18 protein-coding genes are annotated in these 16,995 nt (G+C 48.1%); 13 read left to right on the top strand and 5 right to left on the bottom strand.

From position 1 onward, the window contains the following. Nucleotides 1–252 precede the first annotated feature (252 nt). The 3 genes from HMPREF1548_RS12170 to HMPREF1548_RS12160 all read left to right on the top strand — a co-directional run bounded on the left by HMPREF1548_RS12170 (nt 253) and on the right by HMPREF1548_RS12160 (nt 1,637). Nucleotides 253–675: a sigma-70 family RNA polymerase sigma factor gene (locus HMPREF1548_RS12170; RefSeq protein ID WP_021636445.1), complete on the top strand. Its 423-nt coding sequence runs from the start codon at nt 253–255 to the stop codon at nt 673–675. Next, complete coding sequence (locus HMPREF1548_RS12165; RefSeq protein WP_021636444.1) at nt 672–908, top strand: helix-turn-helix domain-containing protein; 237 nt, start codon at nt 672–674, stop codon at nt 906–908. The genes HMPREF1548_RS12170 and HMPREF1548_RS12165 overlap by 4 nt, the downstream gene beginning before the upstream one ends. Nucleotides 909–1,427: 519 nt before the next feature. Beyond that, complete coding sequence (locus HMPREF1548_RS12160; protein WP_021636443.1) at nt 1,428–1,637, top strand: hypothetical protein; 210 nt, start codon at nt 1,428–1,430, stop codon at nt 1,635–1,637. Here the strand turns inward: HMPREF1548_RS12160 and HMPREF1548_RS30850 are convergent. Genes HMPREF1548_RS30850 through HMPREF1548_RS12150 form a run of 3 tightly spaced genes read right to left on the bottom strand, consistent with a single transcriptional unit; the run spans nt 1,608 to nt 3,572 of the window. Further along, nucleotides 1,608–1,775 (bottom strand): helix-turn-helix domain-containing protein, encoded by a 168-nt coding sequence (locus HMPREF1548_RS30850; RefSeq protein WP_207708383.1) that lies wholly within the window; start codon nt 1,773–1,775, stop codon nt 1,608–1,610. The two genes, HMPREF1548_RS12160 and HMPREF1548_RS30850, sit on opposite strands and share 30 nt — an antisense overlap. Nucleotides 1,776–1,813: 38 nt before the next feature. After that, the gene (locus tag HMPREF1548_RS12155; protein WP_021636441.1) at nt 1,814–3,331 is read right to left on the bottom strand and encodes a ferrous iron transporter B; all 1,518 of its coding nucleotides are present in this window, start codon (nt 3,329–3,331) and stop codon (nt 1,814–1,816) included. Further along, entirely contained in the window at nt 3,321–3,572 is a 252-nt protein-coding gene (locus HMPREF1548_RS12150; RefSeq protein WP_021636440.1) for a FeoA family protein, read from the bottom strand. Before HMPREF1548_RS12150 ends, HMPREF1548_RS12155 begins: the two co-directional genes overlap by 11 nt. A 326-nt stretch (nt 3,573–3,898) precedes the next feature. Between HMPREF1548_RS12150 and HMPREF1548_RS12145 the strand changes: the two genes are divergently transcribed. The 4 genes from HMPREF1548_RS12145 to HMPREF1548_RS12130 all read left to right on the top strand — a co-directional run bounded on the left by HMPREF1548_RS12145 (nt 3,899) and on the right by HMPREF1548_RS12130 (nt 9,352). Further along, the gene (locus HMPREF1548_RS12145; protein ID WP_021636438.1) at nt 3,899–4,360 is read left to right on the top strand and encodes a thioesterase family protein; all 462 of its coding nucleotides are present in this window, start codon (nt 3,899–3,901) and stop codon (nt 4,358–4,360) included. An 8-nt stretch (nt 4,361–4,368) separates the two neighbouring features. Next, the gene (locus HMPREF1548_RS12140) at nt 4,369–5,835 is read left to right on the top strand and encodes an arylsulfatase (protein ID WP_021636437.1); all 1,467 of its coding nucleotides are present in this window, start codon (nt 4,369–4,371) and stop codon (nt 5,833–5,835) included. A 281-nt stretch (nt 5,836–6,116) separates the two neighbouring features. Beyond that, nucleotides 6,117–8,180 (top strand): lysine--tRNA ligase, encoded by a 2,064-nt coding sequence (gene lysS, locus HMPREF1548_RS12135; protein WP_021636436.1) that lies wholly within the window; start codon nt 6,117–6,119, stop codon nt 8,178–8,180. 149 nt (nt 8,181–8,329) lie between these two features. Further along, nucleotides 8,330–9,352, top strand: coding sequence for a S66 family peptidase (locus HMPREF1548_RS12130; protein ID WP_021636435.1), 1,023 nt, complete (start codon nt 8,330–8,332; stop codon nt 9,350–9,352). Between the two features lie 70 nt (nt 9,353–9,422). Here HMPREF1548_RS12130 and HMPREF1548_RS12125 read toward each other — a convergent pair whose 3' ends face one another. After that, entirely contained in the window at nt 9,423–9,953 is a 531-nt protein-coding gene (locus tag HMPREF1548_RS12125) for a histidine phosphatase family protein (RefSeq protein ID WP_035321908.1), read from the bottom strand. A gap of 250 nt (nt 9,954–10,203) precedes the next feature. On the opposite strand from HMPREF1548_RS12125, the gene HMPREF1548_RS29475 reads away from it, so the two are divergent. Beyond that, nucleotides 10,204–10,359: a hypothetical protein gene (locus HMPREF1548_RS29475; RefSeq protein ID WP_021636433.1), complete on the top strand. Its 156-nt coding sequence runs from the start codon at nt 10,204–10,206 to the stop codon at nt 10,357–10,359. 16 nt (nt 10,360–10,375) lie between these two features. After that, nucleotides 10,376–11,899, top strand: a complete 1,524-nt coding sequence (locus tag HMPREF1548_RS12120) for an alpha-N-arabinofuranosidase (protein ID WP_021636432.1) — start codon at nt 10,376–10,378, stop codon at nt 11,897–11,899. 198 nt (nt 11,900–12,097) lie between these two features. Here HMPREF1548_RS12120 and HMPREF1548_RS29935 read toward each other — a convergent pair whose 3' ends face one another. Next, on the bottom strand, nt 12,098–12,241 hold the full coding sequence (locus HMPREF1548_RS29935; protein ID WP_021636431.1) for a hypothetical protein: 144 nt from the start codon (nt 12,239–12,241) through the stop codon (nt 12,098–12,100). Between the two features lie 291 nt (nt 12,242–12,532). On the opposite strand from HMPREF1548_RS29935, the gene HMPREF1548_RS12115 reads away from it, so the two are divergent. From HMPREF1548_RS12115 to HMPREF1548_RS12100, 4 genes are all read left to right on the top strand, one after another. Then, complete coding sequence (locus HMPREF1548_RS12115; RefSeq protein ID WP_021636430.1) at nt 12,533–13,528, top strand: NYN domain-containing protein; 996 nt, start codon at nt 12,533–12,535, stop codon at nt 13,526–13,528. 308 nt (nt 13,529–13,836) lie between these two features. Beyond that, nucleotides 13,837–15,186: an ABC transporter substrate-binding protein gene (locus tag HMPREF1548_RS12110; protein WP_021636428.1), complete on the top strand. Its 1,350-nt coding sequence runs from the start codon at nt 13,837–13,839 to the stop codon at nt 15,184–15,186. A gap of 44 nt (nt 15,187–15,230) precedes the next feature. Then, nucleotides 15,231–16,151, top strand: a complete 921-nt coding sequence (locus HMPREF1548_RS12105) for a carbohydrate ABC transporter permease (protein WP_021636427.1) — start codon at nt 15,231–15,233, stop codon at nt 16,149–16,151. Next, on the top strand, nt 16,144–16,989 hold the full coding sequence (locus HMPREF1548_RS12100) for a carbohydrate ABC transporter permease (RefSeq protein ID WP_021636426.1): 846 nt from the start codon (nt 16,144–16,146) through the stop codon (nt 16,987–16,989). Before HMPREF1548_RS12105 ends, HMPREF1548_RS12100 begins: the two co-directional genes overlap by 8 nt. Nucleotides 16,990–16,995 lie beyond the last annotated feature (6 nt).

Genomic DNA, 16,995 nt, shown 5'->3' with positions numbered 1-16,995 from the left:
AAAAAAGCCATTCTCCTACACTAGATAAAAATGCCTACCTATATGGTTTTTCACAATACATAGCAGGTACTAATGAAGCACATAAGCAGATTGTAAAGTCTGTTTGTGTGCTTTTTTGGTTGCTGGAAACTTTTCTTAAAGTTTTTTTGCCAGCAATGCAACTGGCAGCCCTTTCGTGTCGGGACTTAGTGCGAAAGGGGGCAAAGGAGTTCGATTCACTCCCTTTCATGGCAAGAAAGGGGGTGAGATACTATGAAGCCATCTTCTTTTCAGACAACCATTGAGAATCAGTTTGATTATATCTGCAAGCGAGCTATGGACGATGAGCGCAAGGACTATATGAAAGCCCTGTCCAGACAGTCCAAACGGGAAACGCTGTTTTCCGATATGGGCGATTACCTCGTCAGTCAGTTTGCAACTGTGGACAGCTACCCATCTGATTTTCATATCTTCACGCTGAATGATTCCACAGTCGGAGTGGAAAGCGATTTATTAAGCGAAGCATTACGGAATCTGACGGACAAGAAGCGTGAAATCATCCTGCTGTATTATTTTATGGATATGAACGACACAGAAATTGCAGACCTGCTAAAACTGAACCGTTCCACGGTTTACCGTCACAGAACCAGCGGACTTGCCTTTATCAAAGAATTTATGGAGGAAAACGAAGAATGAAGACTACATATCCCATGATTCCTTTTCCTGTCATTGTGGCGGCGACGGACGGCGATACAGAAGCTATCAACCAGATTGTAAAGCATTACAGCGGCTTTATCGCAAAACGTTCCTTACGCCCCATGAAAGACGAATACGGGAATCAGCACATGGTCGTGGATGAAACTCTACGCCGCAGGATGGAAACCAGACTGATTGCGAAGATTTTATCCTTTGAAATCGGAGAAGAATAAAACATTTTCCCTTTCGTGGAAGCGTGCCGATATGCTACACGCTTCCCGAACAGGGAAGTTTGCCACTCTATCAAAGCATATTGCCGTCAGTATGCTTTGACAGGCTGACAAGCCGTTGTTCCTTGAAAACTGAATAAAGCAATCGAATACGTTTCGATAGGGAAAGAGCCGACGGGCTGACACGCCATGACCCCGAAAGGAGGGATGAATTAGCGAGCGATTCAAGTCAGCGTTCCGTATGCAGCTTTTGGCAGAGCTGCCGCCATGACCTCCCTATCGTGATAATGATACTCCCGTACAGCCACAGTCCGAGCGTAAATGAACCGTCGCAGGCAAAGGGTACGGCTGCATGAGAACCATGCAGGGGTGGGATTCCCGTGAGCTATGCCAGAGCTGTTCGATTTGCTTATGACATAAAATGAAACTGCACCAGAATCATACAGCTTCATAAGATGGAATAGGACATACAGACATTTTCATAACATAAAGTGTCTGGTATTTATCGAAAGGAGGGCGTGAATGAAAAGAAATTGTATTCAGAATGTTATTATCCATGTTCCAGAAAATATGGATTTTCACGCCCTTTCCGATAAAATCAACGAGTTTCATTTAGAGGTGGTGGAACGCAGGCTAAACAGTTCTAATCTAACTACGGATGAAAAGATAGCCATTATTGATAAAATACTGGATAACCTAAAATCACGTGAGCTTGATGGAATCATCAAATAAGTGTTTGTGAAGCCGCCATACATTGTAAGGTGGCTTTGCTTGTTTTTGTTCCCAGCTACGAAGTGTAAAATGCTTTACGCCCATAAGCTGTGCAAGCTCCTGTTGTGTGATATGGTTTTTCTTGCGATAGGCTTTCATTTTTAAAGCCCAATCGCCAAAGTCATACATTGGTACGGTTAATTCGGCTGTTTCTTCATTGTCAGCGCCGAGGAACAATTTTGTTTCCCTTTGTATGGTGGTGGAAAACGGCCGTTGCAGGGGACAAAATTATTGGTGATGATGGCGATAAGCCGTTCCCTGGGCGAATCGATAATCCTGCAGCCGGTGACGCCCGCCGCGTTGCAGCCGAAGCCCATGCACATGGTAAGCGCCTGTTTCCCGCAGGCAGAGCAGCTTTGGAAGCACCGATCCAGGTTAAAAGCCACTCTGGGAAGGTAACCGAAATCCTCCAATAATGTAAAAAGCGGGAAAAAAATAGCCATGGGCGGCAGCATGACGGAAATGACCCAGGCCATAACACGGTAAACACCGTGAAGCAACACATCCGTCAGCACTGCAGGAACGCCCGCCAGGGAAAAGAGCAGGGCCAGCCGGTCCTCCAGCCCGAACAGCAGCCGTGACAACAGGGCGGAGGGATAATTCGCCCCGGTTATGGTAAGCCAGAAAATCCCAAGCAGCCCAAGCAGCATGATGGGGAAGCCGGTAAGCCTGCTGGTGAATATGCGATCCAGCTTCCGGTCTTTTTTATCACAGTCCTCATCCGGGTAAAATACAACGCCCTTGCAGACCCGTTCTGCTGTCCGGACAAAGGCGGAAGCCAGATCATCATGGAGCTGCTCCCTGCTGATGCCACGATCCTCAAGCATCTGGCGTATCTCCTCCAGCGTGCCTGAAATTTCCGGAATGGCAGCCGGATCAAAGCCCAGATAATTTTTCAGCGAAGCCTGCAGGCTTTCGTTGGCATCCAGCAGACGGGCGCCTATAAAACGGGCGGAGGGGAGCTTTTTTCCGGAAGCGCTGCAGAGCCTTTTCAGCCGTGGGACGAGGAGGGATAAGGCTTCCTCAATGTATTCCGGATATACTACCCGTGGAGTGGACGCTTCAGGCAGGGCGCTGGAACGGCCGGAAAGGGGCGAGGAAAAGAGCATCTGCTCCAGTTCATCCAGAAGCTCATCAAGTCCCCTGCTGCTTCGGGCCGTAGTGCCGGCAACGGGAAGCCGTAGACGGAAGGAAAGCAGGGAAAGATCCAGCCGGATTTTCTTTTTACGGGCTTCGTCCAGCAGGTTGACGCACAGAAGGACGGGCCTGCCGGCTTCCATAATCTGCAGCACCAGATTCAGGTTCCGTTCCAGGCAGGTGGCATCGCAGACAACAATCACGGCGTCCGGCTCCCCGAAACATATGAAATCCCGCGCTACCTCCTCCTCTGCGGAGTGTGCCATGAGGGAATAACAGCCCGGGATGTCCACCAGGGTATAAGTATTATCATGAAAGGTGCAGGTCCCCCGGGCATTGACCACGGTTTTGCCCGGCCAGTTGCCCGTATGCTGCTTCATACCGGTAAGGGCGTTGAAAATAGTGCTTTTTCCCACATTGGGATTTCCCGCCAGGGCGATGACCTTTTGCTGCGTTTTTTCCTGCGCAGGAGAAAGGCAGGTTTGCTGCAGGGGCAGTGCTGCCGCTTTACTTTTCATGAGACGCCTCCTTTGCCAGAAGGATATTCTTTGCATCTTCCCTGCGCAGGGCAATGACTGTGCCGCGTATCCGGTAGGCGGTGGGATCGCCCAGAGGGCTTCTCTGGAGACAGGTCACCGCTGTTCCCGGAATAAAACCGATATCCTGAAGACGTCTGCGCATTTCCCCACAGGCGTTAAGACCGCTGATTCTGGCAGAGTACCCGGGTTCCAGCCGGGTCAGAGAAAAAAGGTCTGTCATTCGTTGCCTCCTTCATTCCGCCGGGGCCGGAGCGCACTTGAAAATCCATTCCTTCCATAACGTGCACGGCAGCAGCGTTTTTGCGTTGATCGGAGCTTTCGCAAAAAAGACTGCAAAACGCAGTATACCGCCGTTAGAAAACAATTTTCAAATACGTTCTCAGGCGGACTGCTGACAGGCCCCGACGTATCATTCCAGTTTAATATATGCCGTATAAAAAAATGCGTGCATAGGGGACGATAACCGGATCGATTGTGCCAGGAAAACGGACGGGTGGGGGTTGGCATTTTGACAGAAGTACGATAAAGTAGTAGATAGGACAGGTAATGGGAAACTGTGAAGGAAGAGAACCATTACAAAAAGGAAAGAAAAGAGGGACGAGGATGCTGGAAGCAGGAACAGAAGGGTATCAGGAGCTGGTGGTAACCATGGAGGAAACGGCGCTTGCTGCGGGAAGCGGGGGACTGCGGGTGCTGGCCACGCCGGTGATGTGCGCGCTTATGGAAAAGGCCTGTTGGAAAAGTGCCGCCGGGCTGCTTGGAGAAGGAGAGGACACGGTGGGAATTTCGCTGTCCGTCAGGCATGTGGCGGCGACGCCGGTGGGCATGAAGGTGTGGTGTAAAAGCTGCTTAACCCAGGTGGAGGGAAGAAAACTGACGTTTCATGTGGAGGCGTACGATGAAACCGGCCTGATTGGAACCGGAGAGCATGAACGGGTTCTGATTCAGGCGCAGCGTTTTCAGGAAAAGGCGGACGCAAAGAGGAAGCCTGAGAAGGGAAAGGAGTAAAAAAGAGGATGGGAAGGGAACAAAAAAGAAAGAATATTGTGCTGCTGATGACGGATCAGCTGCGGGGAGACTGTATGGGCTGCGCGGGGCACCCGGATGTGAAGACCCCTTATCTGGACACACTGGCGTCCAAAGGGGTGCGGTTTGAAAATGCTTATTCGGCCTGCCCCTCCTGTGTGCCTGCCAGGGCGGCGCTGCATACGGGACTGACGCAGGAATCCCACAGAAGAGTGGGCTATGCGGACGGCATCCGCTGGGAGTATCCGCACACTATGGCGGGAGAACTGACGAAGGCCGGTTATTATACACAGTGTGTGGGGAAAATGCATGTGGACCCCCTGAGAAATTATCTGGGCTTCTGCCACGTAGAGCTGCATGACGGTTATCTTCATTACTACAGGGATCCGGAAATCCCTTACCGGGAGAACCAGAAGCAGGCGGATGATTATTTCCACTGGCTCAAGCAGGAGAAGGGCATTGACTGTGATGTGACCGACACCGGCCTGGAATGCAATTCCTGGGTGGCAAGACCCTGGATTTATGAGGAGAAATACCACCCCACCAACTGGGTGACGGACCGCTCCATCGATTTCCTGCGCCGCAGGGATCCGGACATGCCGTTTTTCCTTTTCACCTCTTATTTAAGGCCCCATCCGCCGTTTGATGCGCCCCAGTGCTATTTTGATATGTACAGGAACAAAGAGCTGACGCCTCCGGTGGTGGGAGACTGGTGTGACGAAGAGGCGCTTCGCGCCAGGGGCAGGATTTTTGATTCGGATACCGGCCCGCTGGATCCGGAGCTTGTACGGGAAATGCAGATTGGCTATTATGCTTGCATCACCCATCTGGATCATCAGATCGGGCGGCTGATCCAGGCGCTTGTGGAAAATAAGCTGTATGACGATACAATTATCCTTTTTGTCTCCGACCACGGCGAGCTATTGGGGGATCATCATCTGTTCCGCAAGAGCCGTGCTTATCAGGGCAGCAGCCGTGTGCCCTTCCTTGTTTCAGGCGGCGGCTTCCGGCCGGAAAAACCCGGCAGTGTGAAGACGGATGTGGTGGAGCTTCGGGATGTGATGCCCACGGTGCTGGAGGCGGCAGGCGTACAAATCCCCGACAGCGTGGAGGGAATCAGCCTTTGGAATACGGCGCTGAAGGAAAGCGGGACCCCTGAAGTGAGGGAATACCTGCATGGAGAGCATACGCTTGGCGAAGCGTCCAGCCACTGGATCATTACCAGGGACGAAAAATACATCTGGTATTCCCAGACCGGAGAAGAGCAGTATTTCCGGATTGCGGAGGACCCGGATGAGCTGCATAATCTCATCGGCAGCGAGACGGCAAAGGAAAGGGTGGAGGCGCTGCACGGCCTGCTGATCCAGGAGCTTCAGGACAGAGAGGAAGGCTTTGTCCGGGAGGGAAGGCTGGTAACCGGATGCGAGCCGATCGTCTGGCTGACCAAAGGAAAATAGGCGGTTGTGGTTTACAGGACAGCCGCAGGCTGAACTGGCAGGAGGATGGAACCTGTTGCCAGGGAATCTGTCAGACACACATCAGGGAATCCGCCAGACAGTTATGAATTGACAACCCAACAAGAAAATGATACATTAAATCTCAGTAAATCCTGCGTTTAAGGCCGCTTTTGGCAACCGTTTGGCTATCCAGCCGGTTGCCGCCCCTATCCACAGTCAGCTTTGGGTACGGGGCGCGGCCTGACAGAAAAATAAGAAAATCGGAGAGGTACAGAAAAGTTATGCATTGGTCAGACCGAATTGCACAGGAAATTATCAGGCGCCGCCCTGATAAGGAAGAATATGTATGCGCCGCCGGAATCAGTCCGTCCGGCTCCATTCACATTGGGAATTTCAGAGATATTGCGACAAGCTATTTTGTGGTAAAGGCATTAAGACGCCAGGGAAAGAAAGCGAGGCTTCTTTTTTCCTGGGATGAATTCGACAGGCTCCGCAAAATCCCGGTAAACGTGGCCAAGATTGCCAGACCGGAGGGAGAGAAGCCCTGGGATGAGTATATCGGCTATCCTTATGTGGACGTGCCCAATCCCTATGATGACGGCTGCCCCAACTACGCAAAGCATTTTGAAAATGAGTTCGAGGAGGCAATGGAACGCTTCGGCATCCATATGGATTACCGTTACCAGGCCGAGATGAACCGTTCCGGAAAATATGCCCAGTATGTGATTCATGCGTTGAAGAAGCGTGGAGAGATTTTTGACATCCTGGACAGCTTCCGTACCCAGAGCGCCCAGGAGGGAGAGCGTGAGAATTACTATCCTGTGAGCATCTACTGCCCTCACTGCGGCAGGGATACCACGAAAATCCTCTCTCTTTCCGATGACTGTACCGTGGCGGAATATGAATGCGCCTGCGGACATAAGGGAACCTTTGACTTTACGAAGGACTTTAACTGCAAGCTGGCCTGGAAAATCGACTGGCCCATGCGCTGGATGTATGAGGGCGTGGATTTTGAGCCGGGCGGAAAGGATCATGCCAGCCCGGGTGGCAGCTATGATACCAGCCGCGTAATCGCGAAGAAAATATTTGATTTTGAAGCTCCTATTTTCCAGGGCTATGAATTTATCGGAATCAAGGGGGCAACCGGCAAAATGTCAGGCTCATCAGGCCTGAACCTCACGCCGGATACCCTGCTGAAGCTGTACCAGCCGGAAATGATTCTTTGGCTGTACGCCAAGTCCGAGCCTACCAAGGCCTTTGATTTCTGCTTTGATGACGGCATCCTGCGCCAGTATTTTGAATTTGATAAGCAGTACAATGACTTTATGGAAGGGAAGGGGGACGAATTCCTCAATACCGTTATGGCAAACTGCCTGCTGGAAACAGGGGAAGAGGATGGAAAGCCGGTTTACCGTAAGATCGAAACCGTGCCCATGAGCCTTCTTGTCCAGTTGGGATCCGTCGTGGATTTCAACGTTCCCATGCTGGAGACTGTATTCGGCAAAATCGGCCAGCCCTTTACCTATGAACAGTTTAAGGACAGGCTGGACAGGGCTAAATACTGGCTGGAGCAGTGCTCCCCTGAAAACGTGAACCGCCTCAGGCCTTACAGGAACTGGGAGGTTTATGAGACCCTGAATGAAGAGGAAAAGAAGGAAATCGCCCTTCTTCATGACTATATTAAGAACGGCGGCTACGATCTGGATGAACTGAACCAGGAGCTGTATGCCATCCCTAAAAAGGTGATGGGAGAACTGCAGGATCCCAAGGAACTGAAGAAGATACAGGGACAGTTCTTTAAAAATGTATACCGCCTTCTCATCGATAAGGAGAAAGGCCCCAGACTTTATCTGTTCCTTTACGCCATTGAGCCTGAGAAATATGTGAGCCTTCTGGATTTCTCCGCACCCATGACGGAAGAAGAAAAACAGTCTCTGATAAAAGAAGAGCCTGCGCCGGAAGAAACGGAGAAGAAGCAGGTACCGCTGGGAGATCCCGATCCGGTGGAGCCGATCCGTGAGGAAATTGATATTGAAGAATTTTCACGCATGGACATGCGCGTATGTAAGGTGCTGAAATGTACGGAAATCAGAAAGTCACACAGCTGCTATAAGCTGACGCTGTTTGACGGCCTGAAGGAACGTGTGATTGTATCCAGCATTAAGAGCTATTATACGCCGGAAGAAATGATAGGGAAGAAGATTATCGTCATTGCGAATCTGAAGCCTGCCAGATTTTCAGGTGTTACCAGCGAAGGAATGCTGCTGGCGGCCACGAACAATGCCTGCGGCTGCCAGGTGATCTTTGTGGATGATATTGTGCCGGAAGGGACAAGAATCTGCTGATAATGTAATCGAACAGAAGCTCCGGGAAATGGGTTTTCCCGGAGCTTTCCTATTACGGCGGCTGTAAAGATCCGGAGAAGGAAGATGGAAGTTACCGGATGGCTGGTCCAGACGCTGATAGATAAAGGAAAACGGGAGGAAAAAACGATATGAGATATCCATTATTTTTACCGGATGGGGGAACCATCGGTTTTGTGGCGCCGTCCTTCGGCTGTGCGTCGGAACCATATAAAACCGCATTTATACATGCCCAGCAGCGGTTTAGGGAAATGGGCTACCGCCTGGATTTGGGGCCGAACTGCTACGCACAGGAAGGCGTCGGCATCAGCAACACGCCGGAAAAATGCGGCAAAGAACTGAATGAGTATCTGTTTACTGAAAAGGCGGATGTGCTGATCTCCTGCGGCGGCGGGGAATTGATGTGTGAGACGCTGGATTATGTGGATTTTAAAGGAATCAGTGAGGCTTCCCCCAAGTGGTATATGGGCTATTCGGATAATACGAACCTTACCTTCCTGCTGACGACGCTGTGTGATACGGCTTCCATTTACGGACCCTGCGCAGGCGCTTTCGGCATGGAGCCCTGGCATGAATCCATTCAGGACGCGCTGGAGTTGCTGCAGGGAAAAAAGCTGGTGATGAAGGGGTATGATAAATGGGAAAAGGAAGCGGGAAAATGTGAAGAAAATCCTCTTGTTCCCTACCAGGTAACGGAGGAGCGCATACTGCGCAGATTCCCAGATGCTGACAGCGAATTTTCAGGCCGCCTGCTGGGCGGCTGTATGGACTGCCTGGTAAATCTGTTGGGAACGCGTTACGACAGGGTGACGGACTTTATCCGGAAATATCAGGAAGATGGCATCATATGGTTCCTGGAGTCCTGCGATTTGAATGTATTTGCCATACGACGTGCTATCTGGCAGATGCAGCACGCCGGCTGGTTCTCCCATGTAAAGGGCTTTCTCATCGGCCGTCCGCTGGTCTTCGGACAGGAAATGATGGGCCTGGATCAATACCATGCGGTGTATGATCTCCTGAAGGGTTATCAGGTGCCGGTGATTATGGATGTGGATCTGGGACACCTGCCTCCGCAGATGCCGCTGATCTGCGGAAGCCTGGCAACGGTAAGCTGCAGGGGGAATGAACTGGAAGTGCGGATGGAACTGAAGTAGCGTTAAAAAGCGCCGGGATGAGGAATCTGCAGCGAACAGCCTGATATAAGGATCCGAGCCAAAGGAAAGGCTACCGGAAAATGTCCGGGTTCAGTTCCACAATTTCCCCGTTTGCCGGGTGATAACCATGACAGACCGACTGAATTATCATTCCGTGGCATGCGACGGCCACCTTATCGTAAGAACTGTATTTTTCCAGTACCCTCAGAACACGCTTTCTCATTGCGGCGAGATCTTCCCAGTCCTTTTCCCTGCCGTCGGCATAATTTCCGCCCATGGCAACAAATTCATGATAACTGTTTTCTGCAATTTCATCAGGTTCATAAATATAGCTCTTATTTGCAAGCCATTCATGCAGATCCGTTTCTATAACGATTTCGGCTTGCAGCTCCTTTGACAGGATTGCAGCGGTCTGCAGCGCCCTTGTATAAGGCGAGGAGAGAATAAGGCTTGTGCCTGCAAGACGGCTGTCCTTTGCAGTTTGCCTGATTTCCTCCGTGCCTTTCACGGAAAGAGGGGAAAGGTTTACGCCAAAGCCCTGATAGATTTTGGTATTCCTCTGTGAGTAATCGGTGGAACCATGTCTGATGAGATAAAACATATGCTTTGCCTCCGGGAATATATAATAAGTGATGGGGTCCATACAATGTGGCTTTATAGTAACATAGATCGCCGGCAGGGGCAAATAGTGTATATTTCGTTAACATTGGTTTGATAGCGGCGTTTTTTCAGGCTTCCAGCCTTAAGGGTATAAGAGGCTTGCGTCGGAAAATCCTTACGCCTATAATACTTATTAGGAATAGCTTGCAAAGCTCTTTGAAGCGCCGGATGGGCGAGGGATTTTTACAGCCTTGTGGATTGACAATACCTGTGGATTCGCCGGCTACAGCCAGTGCATTCTGCCTCTGCACGGAGGAAAGCAGGTGCTGAATCTGTGCCCGAGACAGATTTCAGGAGAACTGGCGTTGATCGAGGCCGCGGTAGCGGATGTGTATGTGAAAGCATAGGAGGAAAAGTAACATCGTGAAAAATGCAGAAGTACTATACAACAGAAATTTTACGACAGGAGAGGTGGACCGGAGAATGTACGGCTCCTTTGTGGAGCATCTGGGACGCTGTGTCTACAACGGAATCTATCAGCCGGGGCATCCCGCGGCGGATGAAAACGGCTTCCGCAATGATGTCAAGGAGCTGATCCGTGAGCTGGGAGTAACGGCCATACGCTATCCTGGCGGCAACTTCGTGTCCGGCTACGACTGGAAGGACGGTATCGGCCCGAAGGAAAAACGGCCCGTGCGAAAGGAAATGGCATGGAATGTGCTGGAAACCAATGAAGTGGGAACCGATGAGTTCGCGCGCTTTGCGGCGGACTGCGGGACAGAGGTCCTGATGGCGGTCAACCTGGGGACCGGGACACCGAAGGAAGCGGCAGAGCTGGTGGATTACTGCAATACCGAAAAGGGCACAGCCTGGAGCGAAGCGCGCAGGGGCAATGGCTCGGAAGCGCCTCATGATTTTAAGGTATGGTGCCTGGGAAATGAAATGGACGGCGCATGGCAGATCAATATGCTCAAGGCCGGAGAATATGCCAGAAAAGCCCGGGAAGCCGCTAAGATGATGAAATGGATGGATCCTTCCATAAAGCTGATCGCCTGCGGCACCTGTACCAATGAGGTGGGGCACACCTCCTATGGCGACTGGGATCTTGCCGTGCTGGAGGAGGCCTATGACTGCATAGACTATCTTTCCCTCCACCGGTATTTCAACTACGATCCTGCCAAGCAGCTTTTTTACCCGATGCACGAGGATGAAACGGATATCCCGTTTTTCTTCCGCGATCTGAGGGATTTCCTGGATACCATTATCAGCGCCTGTGATTTTGTCAAGGGAAAGAAACGCTCCGATAAAACAATGATGATTTCCTTTGATGAATGGGGCGTGATTACGGATACAGGCGCGGTGCCGGGAGGCGTGAGCCAGGATTTCGGCTTCGCCAATTTCCGCCAGCTGGATGCGGTGATATACGGCGGCCTGCTGTGTACTTTCCTCAATTACGCGGATCGGGTAAAAATCGCCTGCCAGTCGCTTCTTGTTAACGAGGGCGGCATGATAACCACCGATCCGGGCGGCAAAGCGATCCGTCAGACCACTTTTTACCCCTTCCAGGATGCCGCCCGTTACGGCAGGGGCATTTCCCTGAAAGGCGCTGCCCGTTTGCCGAAGGCTGCAACCTGCCATTACGGTGAGCAGGAAACAGTGACAACTGCCTGTGTCTATAATGAGGAACAAAAAGAAATCACCGTATTCGCCATGAACTGTGAAATGCAGGAGGACGTAAAGCTCCGGCTGTCCTTTGAAGGCTTCGGCAGCATGGAGGGCATTGTGTGGCGTGAGCTTTATGACGATGATCCATATGCGAAGAATACCTTTGCCGAAGAATTCAGGGTGGTGCCGAAGGAAAAAGAGCTGGCGGACGTATCGGACGGCGTAACGGAAGTTATTTTGAAGAAGCATTCCTGGAATGTGCTGCGCTGGAAGCTGAAATAACGCAGGCGGCGCACTAAAAGGAACACACAAAAAGCTGCGGATTCCAGAAAACGGAGGGATTCCGCAGCTTTTTGCCGGTGTGCCATCTGATGGCTATGGATGCAAGGTCCACATTATATAAAGGAAAATGGTAACTGTTCGGTATTTCTCCCAGTTACGGAAAATGTACACTGAATCTGTATCTGGCCACGACAGCTTTTACTTCATGATTGGTGTGCCGAAACGGACTTTTCTGTATACTTTCTGTATTACCACAACAGGAAGACTGACCAGCAGATATAAAGTGGAAAGGATTCCGGCAAGACCTCCGACGAGCATGATAATTAACATTCCGATATTCATTTTATATTGCCCCCTTTATTAGCTTCTTTCTTTTGTCAGACCTATTTTAGCAACCGTATTAGCTTCTGAAAAGACTTTGCATGGATGCTTAACACAATCATAGCGTTCTGTTAACACTTTCTTAGCGCGGGATGGGACAGGGGGCAGACCTTGTTAAAGGAGGCAGGGGCGTAGCATGTACATTCATTTGTTATTTTTAATGGAATCAACACGCCGACCGCCCGTGACTTTCCCGAAAAGCTGTGCTATACTTGTTAAGAAAACAAATACCGCGAGACAAACGGAGGGACTATGAATATAGAAGAGGAAGAAAAGAAGCATTTTGCGGTACTCATAGATGCGGACAATATCAGTGAAAAATATGCGGCGAGCATATTTAACGAAATTGCGGATTACGGTTATGCGTCCTACCGCCGTATTTACGGAAACTGGGCGAAAGGAAACGGCTGGAAGGAGGACACTCTTCTGGAAAACTCCATCAACCCCATCCAGCAGTTCAACTATACAATAGGAAAAAATGCCACGGATATGGCCATGGTCATTGACGCCATGGACATCCTGTATTCCGGCAAGGTGGACGGCTTCTGCCTGGTGACCAGCGACAGTGATTTTACCAAGCTTGCCATGCGTCTGCGTGAGGAGCAGATGTATGTGATCGGCATGGGAGAATCCAAAACCCCTCTGGCCCTGACCAAAGCCTGTAATAAATTCATCCATCTGGATTTGATTTCCGGTGAGGTGGAGGACAAGAATGCGGAGGGCATCAAGACAGCAGGCAGCGGCAGGAAGCAGAAGGCGCTTGCTGCGGAAGACAAACAGGACAGCACGGTTACTCCAATCAGTGAAATCGAAGAGGCTATCATTACCTTTGTCCAGAACAATGAAAACAAAGGCAAGCCCACCTATCTGGGCGAGGTGGGAAGCCGGCTCTGCGACAAATTCATCGAATTCGATGCCAGAAACTACGGCTACACCAAGCTGGTTACCCTGCTGAAGGACAAGTGCCCCAAGCTCATCATTATACAGGAGGGAACCTCCTACCGTATTGAGCTGAAGGAACAGACAGAACCGGAAGACCTGGAGAAGGAGATCACCGCCTTCCTGAAACGCAACGGCGGAAAGGTGGACAATCTTTCCCTGGTCCTGGAGCAGCTTAAGAAAAAGCATCCCAACTTCAATCTGAGCGACTACGGATACAGCCGTATCTCCAGTTTCCTGCGCAGCTTTGATAAAATTGCGGTGCATGGAAATGCGCTGATGCTGAAGGATGAGGGGCGAAGAAAATAATTTTCGTTATACTTTTTTGGCGTTCAATAAAAATGAAGGTTTTTTCTGATTAACCGGATTTTATAACTGCAATACAGTGTGGATTTTATTACAAAATGTAGGAAAAGAGAGTGAAAATGCAAAAATTCACTCTCTTTTATTATTGTTGAAGTTATGGCAATTTTACATATGAAAACAGGTCAATGCAGCATAGCATTGCGTCAATTGATAGGAGGCTTTTTACCTGAATTTGTAGTAAAATATATTTATTCTTAAGAAGAGTAATCCTGCAGGTAACCGGAGTTGGCAAATTAAGAGGAGGTAAGGGTATGAAGAAGATTTTTTCAATATGCATGACACTGTTTTTGATTTTTTCATTAAGCGCTTGCTCGTCAACTGAGCAAAGCAATGGTAAGAAAAAAGATACCATTGAGGCTGAAAACACGGAAAAAAGTTCTGAAACAGTCAGGGAAACCGTAATCGAAGAGGAACCTGATGTACAGGAACCTGTAACCCTGACTCTCACATTTCATTTTGAAGAGTCATATGTAAAGCCTATTGTTGAAGAGTTTGAGAAGCTTCATCCAAATGTTACCATAGAATTTCAGCTTAGTAAGGATGGAGATGAGGCCCTGCTTACAAAAATTGTAGGGGGAGGCTCTACGGATGTCATAGTAATTCCTTCCATTATGGCAACCGGAGATTTGCCGAAGTACTTTGCAGATCTGGGAGGTGCACAGGAACTTGGGGATAAGTATTATTATGGGGATTATATGCAGGTAGATGGAAGAGTTTACGGCTGTCCGATAGGAGTAGTTTATGAGGGACTGATGTATAATCAAAATCTTCTGGATGAGTATTATAATGGAAAAATCCCTGTAACATTAGATGAACTTATGGAATGCTGTGAAATAATGCATAAAAATGGGATTGTTTGTTTTTGTACAAATGCAGGCTCTACCTGGCCATGCAGATATTGGGATAATTTAGCAATTACTATGTCGGAAAATCCTGAATATGCCAATGAGATCGTTTTGGATAAAGAACCCTGGAAGGAAGGCAGTTATTTAAGGCAGGCAGGAGATTTGCTGGCAGATATGTCAAAGAACGGGTGGCTGGAAAAGGATGTTGTAACTTCAAATCTGTTTGATTCATCGTTAGTGGATATGGCACAGGGAAATATTGCTTTTATGATTACTGGTTCCTGGGCACTTCCGATGCTGAGAGATGCGGCAGTTGAGTTGGGGTACCCGGAAGAATCCATGGGATTTGCACCATTTCCATACAAAAATGACGTCAGTGTAGAAAATCCGTTATATATGCGGATTTCACAGGACTTGTTTATGGGTGTAAATAAAGACAGTAAAAACCTGGAGTTAGCAAAGGAGTTCTGCTCATTTTTCTGTGAAAGGATTTCCCTGGCGGTTGGCATGAATGAGATTATGAAAGAGGGAGGAAAGACTCAGGAGGAATTAAATAATTTGCAGGATATGGATTATGTGAAGTTTTATACATCTCCGGCAAAGGATGCGAAGATACAGGAAATGGGCGCTGCAGCAGGACTGGATGTATACCAGTATGACGGCTTCCTGTTAGATTACGTAATTCTTCCTCCAATGAATGGGCAGGAAGCGCAGTTTGATAAATTAAATGAACTTTGGGGGAAAAATTTTGAGTAAGTAACATATACACTGACTACTGTGTGAGTATATGAGGAAAAAGTATGAGAACATGGAAAAAGTACGGAAAAAAAGATGGAAAACAAAGACTTCACCATAAAAGAAAGCGACAGGAATATATAACACTGGCAGTATTTTTGATTATACCGCTGCTGTTTCTGCTGTATTTTAGCGTATATCCGGTTTTTTCCATGTTCTATTATAGCTTTACAGATTGGAGAGGCACTGTCGGCAGCCAGCAATTTGTTGGATGGAAAAATTATATTAATGTTTTTACAAATGAAAATTACCGCAATGTATTTAAAACAGCAGGATATTATCTTGCTGCAGGCATACTTCAGCAGGTTGTTTCATTGGCACTTGCCGTCATGCTAAGTAAGCCGGTAAAGGGAAGCGGTATTTTTAAGGGGATTATTTTCTTCCCTTTTATCATGAATGGAGTGGCGGTTGCGTTAACTTATCGTATTTTTTATCAGCCGGACGGGGCTTTCGATGCCTTATTGAAGGCGTTGGGCGCTTCACAGATGATTAAAATATGGCTTAGTAACCCGACAACCGTAAACTGGGCTTTAGGGTACGTATTCTTATGGAAAAATGTTGGATACAGTTTCTTGATTTATTTGGGAACCATGCAATCCATATCTAAAGATTATTATGATGCGGCTGCGATAGACGGTGCAGGAACCTGGCATCAGTTTACTGCCATTACATTCCCAAATATGAAAATGATCGTTGGCCTGATGGCAACTTTTTCTATTGTAAATTCTATTGCTGTTTTTGATATCCCTTATATTCTGACATCAGGAAAAAATGGAACAAATACTTTTTCTACAACTATGCTTGAAACGGCATTTACTTATAACAAGTTTGGAGAAGCGTGTGCAATGGCAATTGTGATGCTTCTGATTGCCGGTATTGTTATGGTTTTGCGCAACCTTGTGTTCAGGGAGGAAAAAGATGTTTAATGATGGTAAGAAAAAGAAAATAGTGTTATCCATACTGAGATATTTTTTGCTGCTCCTGATTGTATTCAGTATTATATATCCCATCATTGGAGTCTTTTTTGGATCATTTAAGACTAAGGTTGAATTTCTCGGAACAAATGGGATAACGCCTCCCCAAAAATGGAGTAATTTTGAAAATTATAAGACCGCTTTTATGCAGGGGCAGATATTAACAGGCTTTAAGAATACGGTGATAATAATTTTATTTGCCTGTATTACATCAACTCTGTTTAACACGATGGTTGCGTACTGCTTCTCCAGATTTGATTTTAAGGGAAAAGGCCTGCTTGACAAGATTTATTTGCTTGCTTCATTTGTACCTGGAACTATAGTTCATTTGATTATTTTTAAGGACTTTGTGAATGTGGGCCTTACAGATCATCTAAGCAGTATTGTAATATTATATTCCGGAGTTGATATTGTGAGTTTATATCTTTATAAACAATATCTGGGTCAGATTCCTTTTTCTATTGATGAATCAGCGATGATGGAGGGGAGCAGTTTTTTTGGTATTTTTTTCAGGCTTTTGCTTCCCATGCTGAAACCGGCTATTGTAACGGCATGTATTATCAAAACGACTTATATTTATAATGATTTCTATACTTCCTATTTGTATTTGAGTTCGGCTAAGAAGGGAGTTATGTCTACTGTCTTGTATCGTTTTATAGGGCCATACAGTGCACAGTGGAGTGTAATTGCTGCCGGTATAATTCTGGTAACGCTTCCGGTATTCATTTCATTTATTTTTGCACAAAAGTCTATCTATAAAGGCTTTTCTGACGGTGCTGTCAAAGAATAGAAAGTG

The sequence above is a fragment of the Clostridium sp. KLE 1755 genome (assembly GCF_000466465.2).
GTDB lineage: Bacteria > Bacillota > Clostridia > Lachnospirales > Lachnospiraceae > Eisenbergiella > Eisenbergiella porci.
Note: the sequence above shows the minus strand (reverse complement) of the source record. Positions and strands in the feature narration are given on the sequence as shown.

Coding starts and splice junctions, on each gene's coding strand:
- HMPREF1548_RS12170 (WP_021636445.1), top strand. CDS start 253: ATGAAGCCATCTTCTTTTCAGACAACCATTGAGAATCAGTTTGATTAT.
- HMPREF1548_RS12165 (WP_021636444.1), top strand. CDS start 672: ATGAAGACTACATATCCCATGATTCCTTTTCCTGTCATTGTGGCGGCG.
- HMPREF1548_RS12160 (WP_021636443.1), top strand. CDS start 1,428: ATGAAAAGAAATTGTATTCAGAATGTTATTATCCATGTTCCAGAAAAT.
- HMPREF1548_RS30850 (WP_207708383.1), bottom strand. CDS start 1,775: ATGAAAGCCTATCGCAAGAAAAACCATATCACACAACAGGAGCTTGCA.
- HMPREF1548_RS12155 (WP_021636441.1), bottom strand. CDS start 3,331: ATGAAAAGTAAAGCGGCAGCACTGCCCCTGCAGCAAACCTGCCTTTCT.
- HMPREF1548_RS12150 (WP_021636440.1), bottom strand. CDS start 3,572: ATGACAGACCTTTTTTCTCTGACCCGGCTGGAACCCGGGTACTCTGCC.
- HMPREF1548_RS12145 (WP_021636438.1), top strand. CDS start 3,899: ATGGGAAACTGTGAAGGAAGAGAACCATTACAAAAAGGAAAGAAAAGA.
- HMPREF1548_RS12140 (WP_021636437.1), top strand. CDS start 4,369: ATGGGAAGGGAACAAAAAAGAAAGAATATTGTGCTGCTGATGACGGAT.
- lysS (WP_021636436.1), top strand. CDS start 6,117: ATGCATTGGTCAGACCGAATTGCACAGGAAATTATCAGGCGCCGCCCT.
- HMPREF1548_RS12130 (WP_021636435.1), top strand. CDS start 8,330: ATGAGATATCCATTATTTTTACCGGATGGGGGAACCATCGGTTTTGTG.
- HMPREF1548_RS12125 (WP_035321908.1), bottom strand. CDS start 9,953: ATGTTTTATCTCATCAGACATGGTTCCACCGATTACTCACAGAGGAAT.
- HMPREF1548_RS29935 (WP_021636431.1), bottom strand. CDS start 12,241: ATGAATATCGGAATGTTAATTATCATGCTCGTCGGAGGTCTTGCCGGA.
- HMPREF1548_RS12115 (WP_021636430.1), top strand. CDS start 12,533: ATGAATATAGAAGAGGAAGAAAAGAAGCATTTTGCGGTACTCATAGAT.
- HMPREF1548_RS12110 (WP_021636428.1), top strand. CDS start 13,837: ATGAAGAAGATTTTTTCAATATGCATGACACTGTTTTTGATTTTTTCA.
- HMPREF1548_RS12105 (WP_021636427.1), top strand. CDS start 15,231: ATGAGAACATGGAAAAAGTACGGAAAAAAAGATGGAAAACAAAGACTT.
- HMPREF1548_RS12100 (WP_021636426.1), top strand. CDS start 16,144: ATGTTTAATGATGGTAAGAAAAAGAAAATAGTGTTATCCATACTGAGA.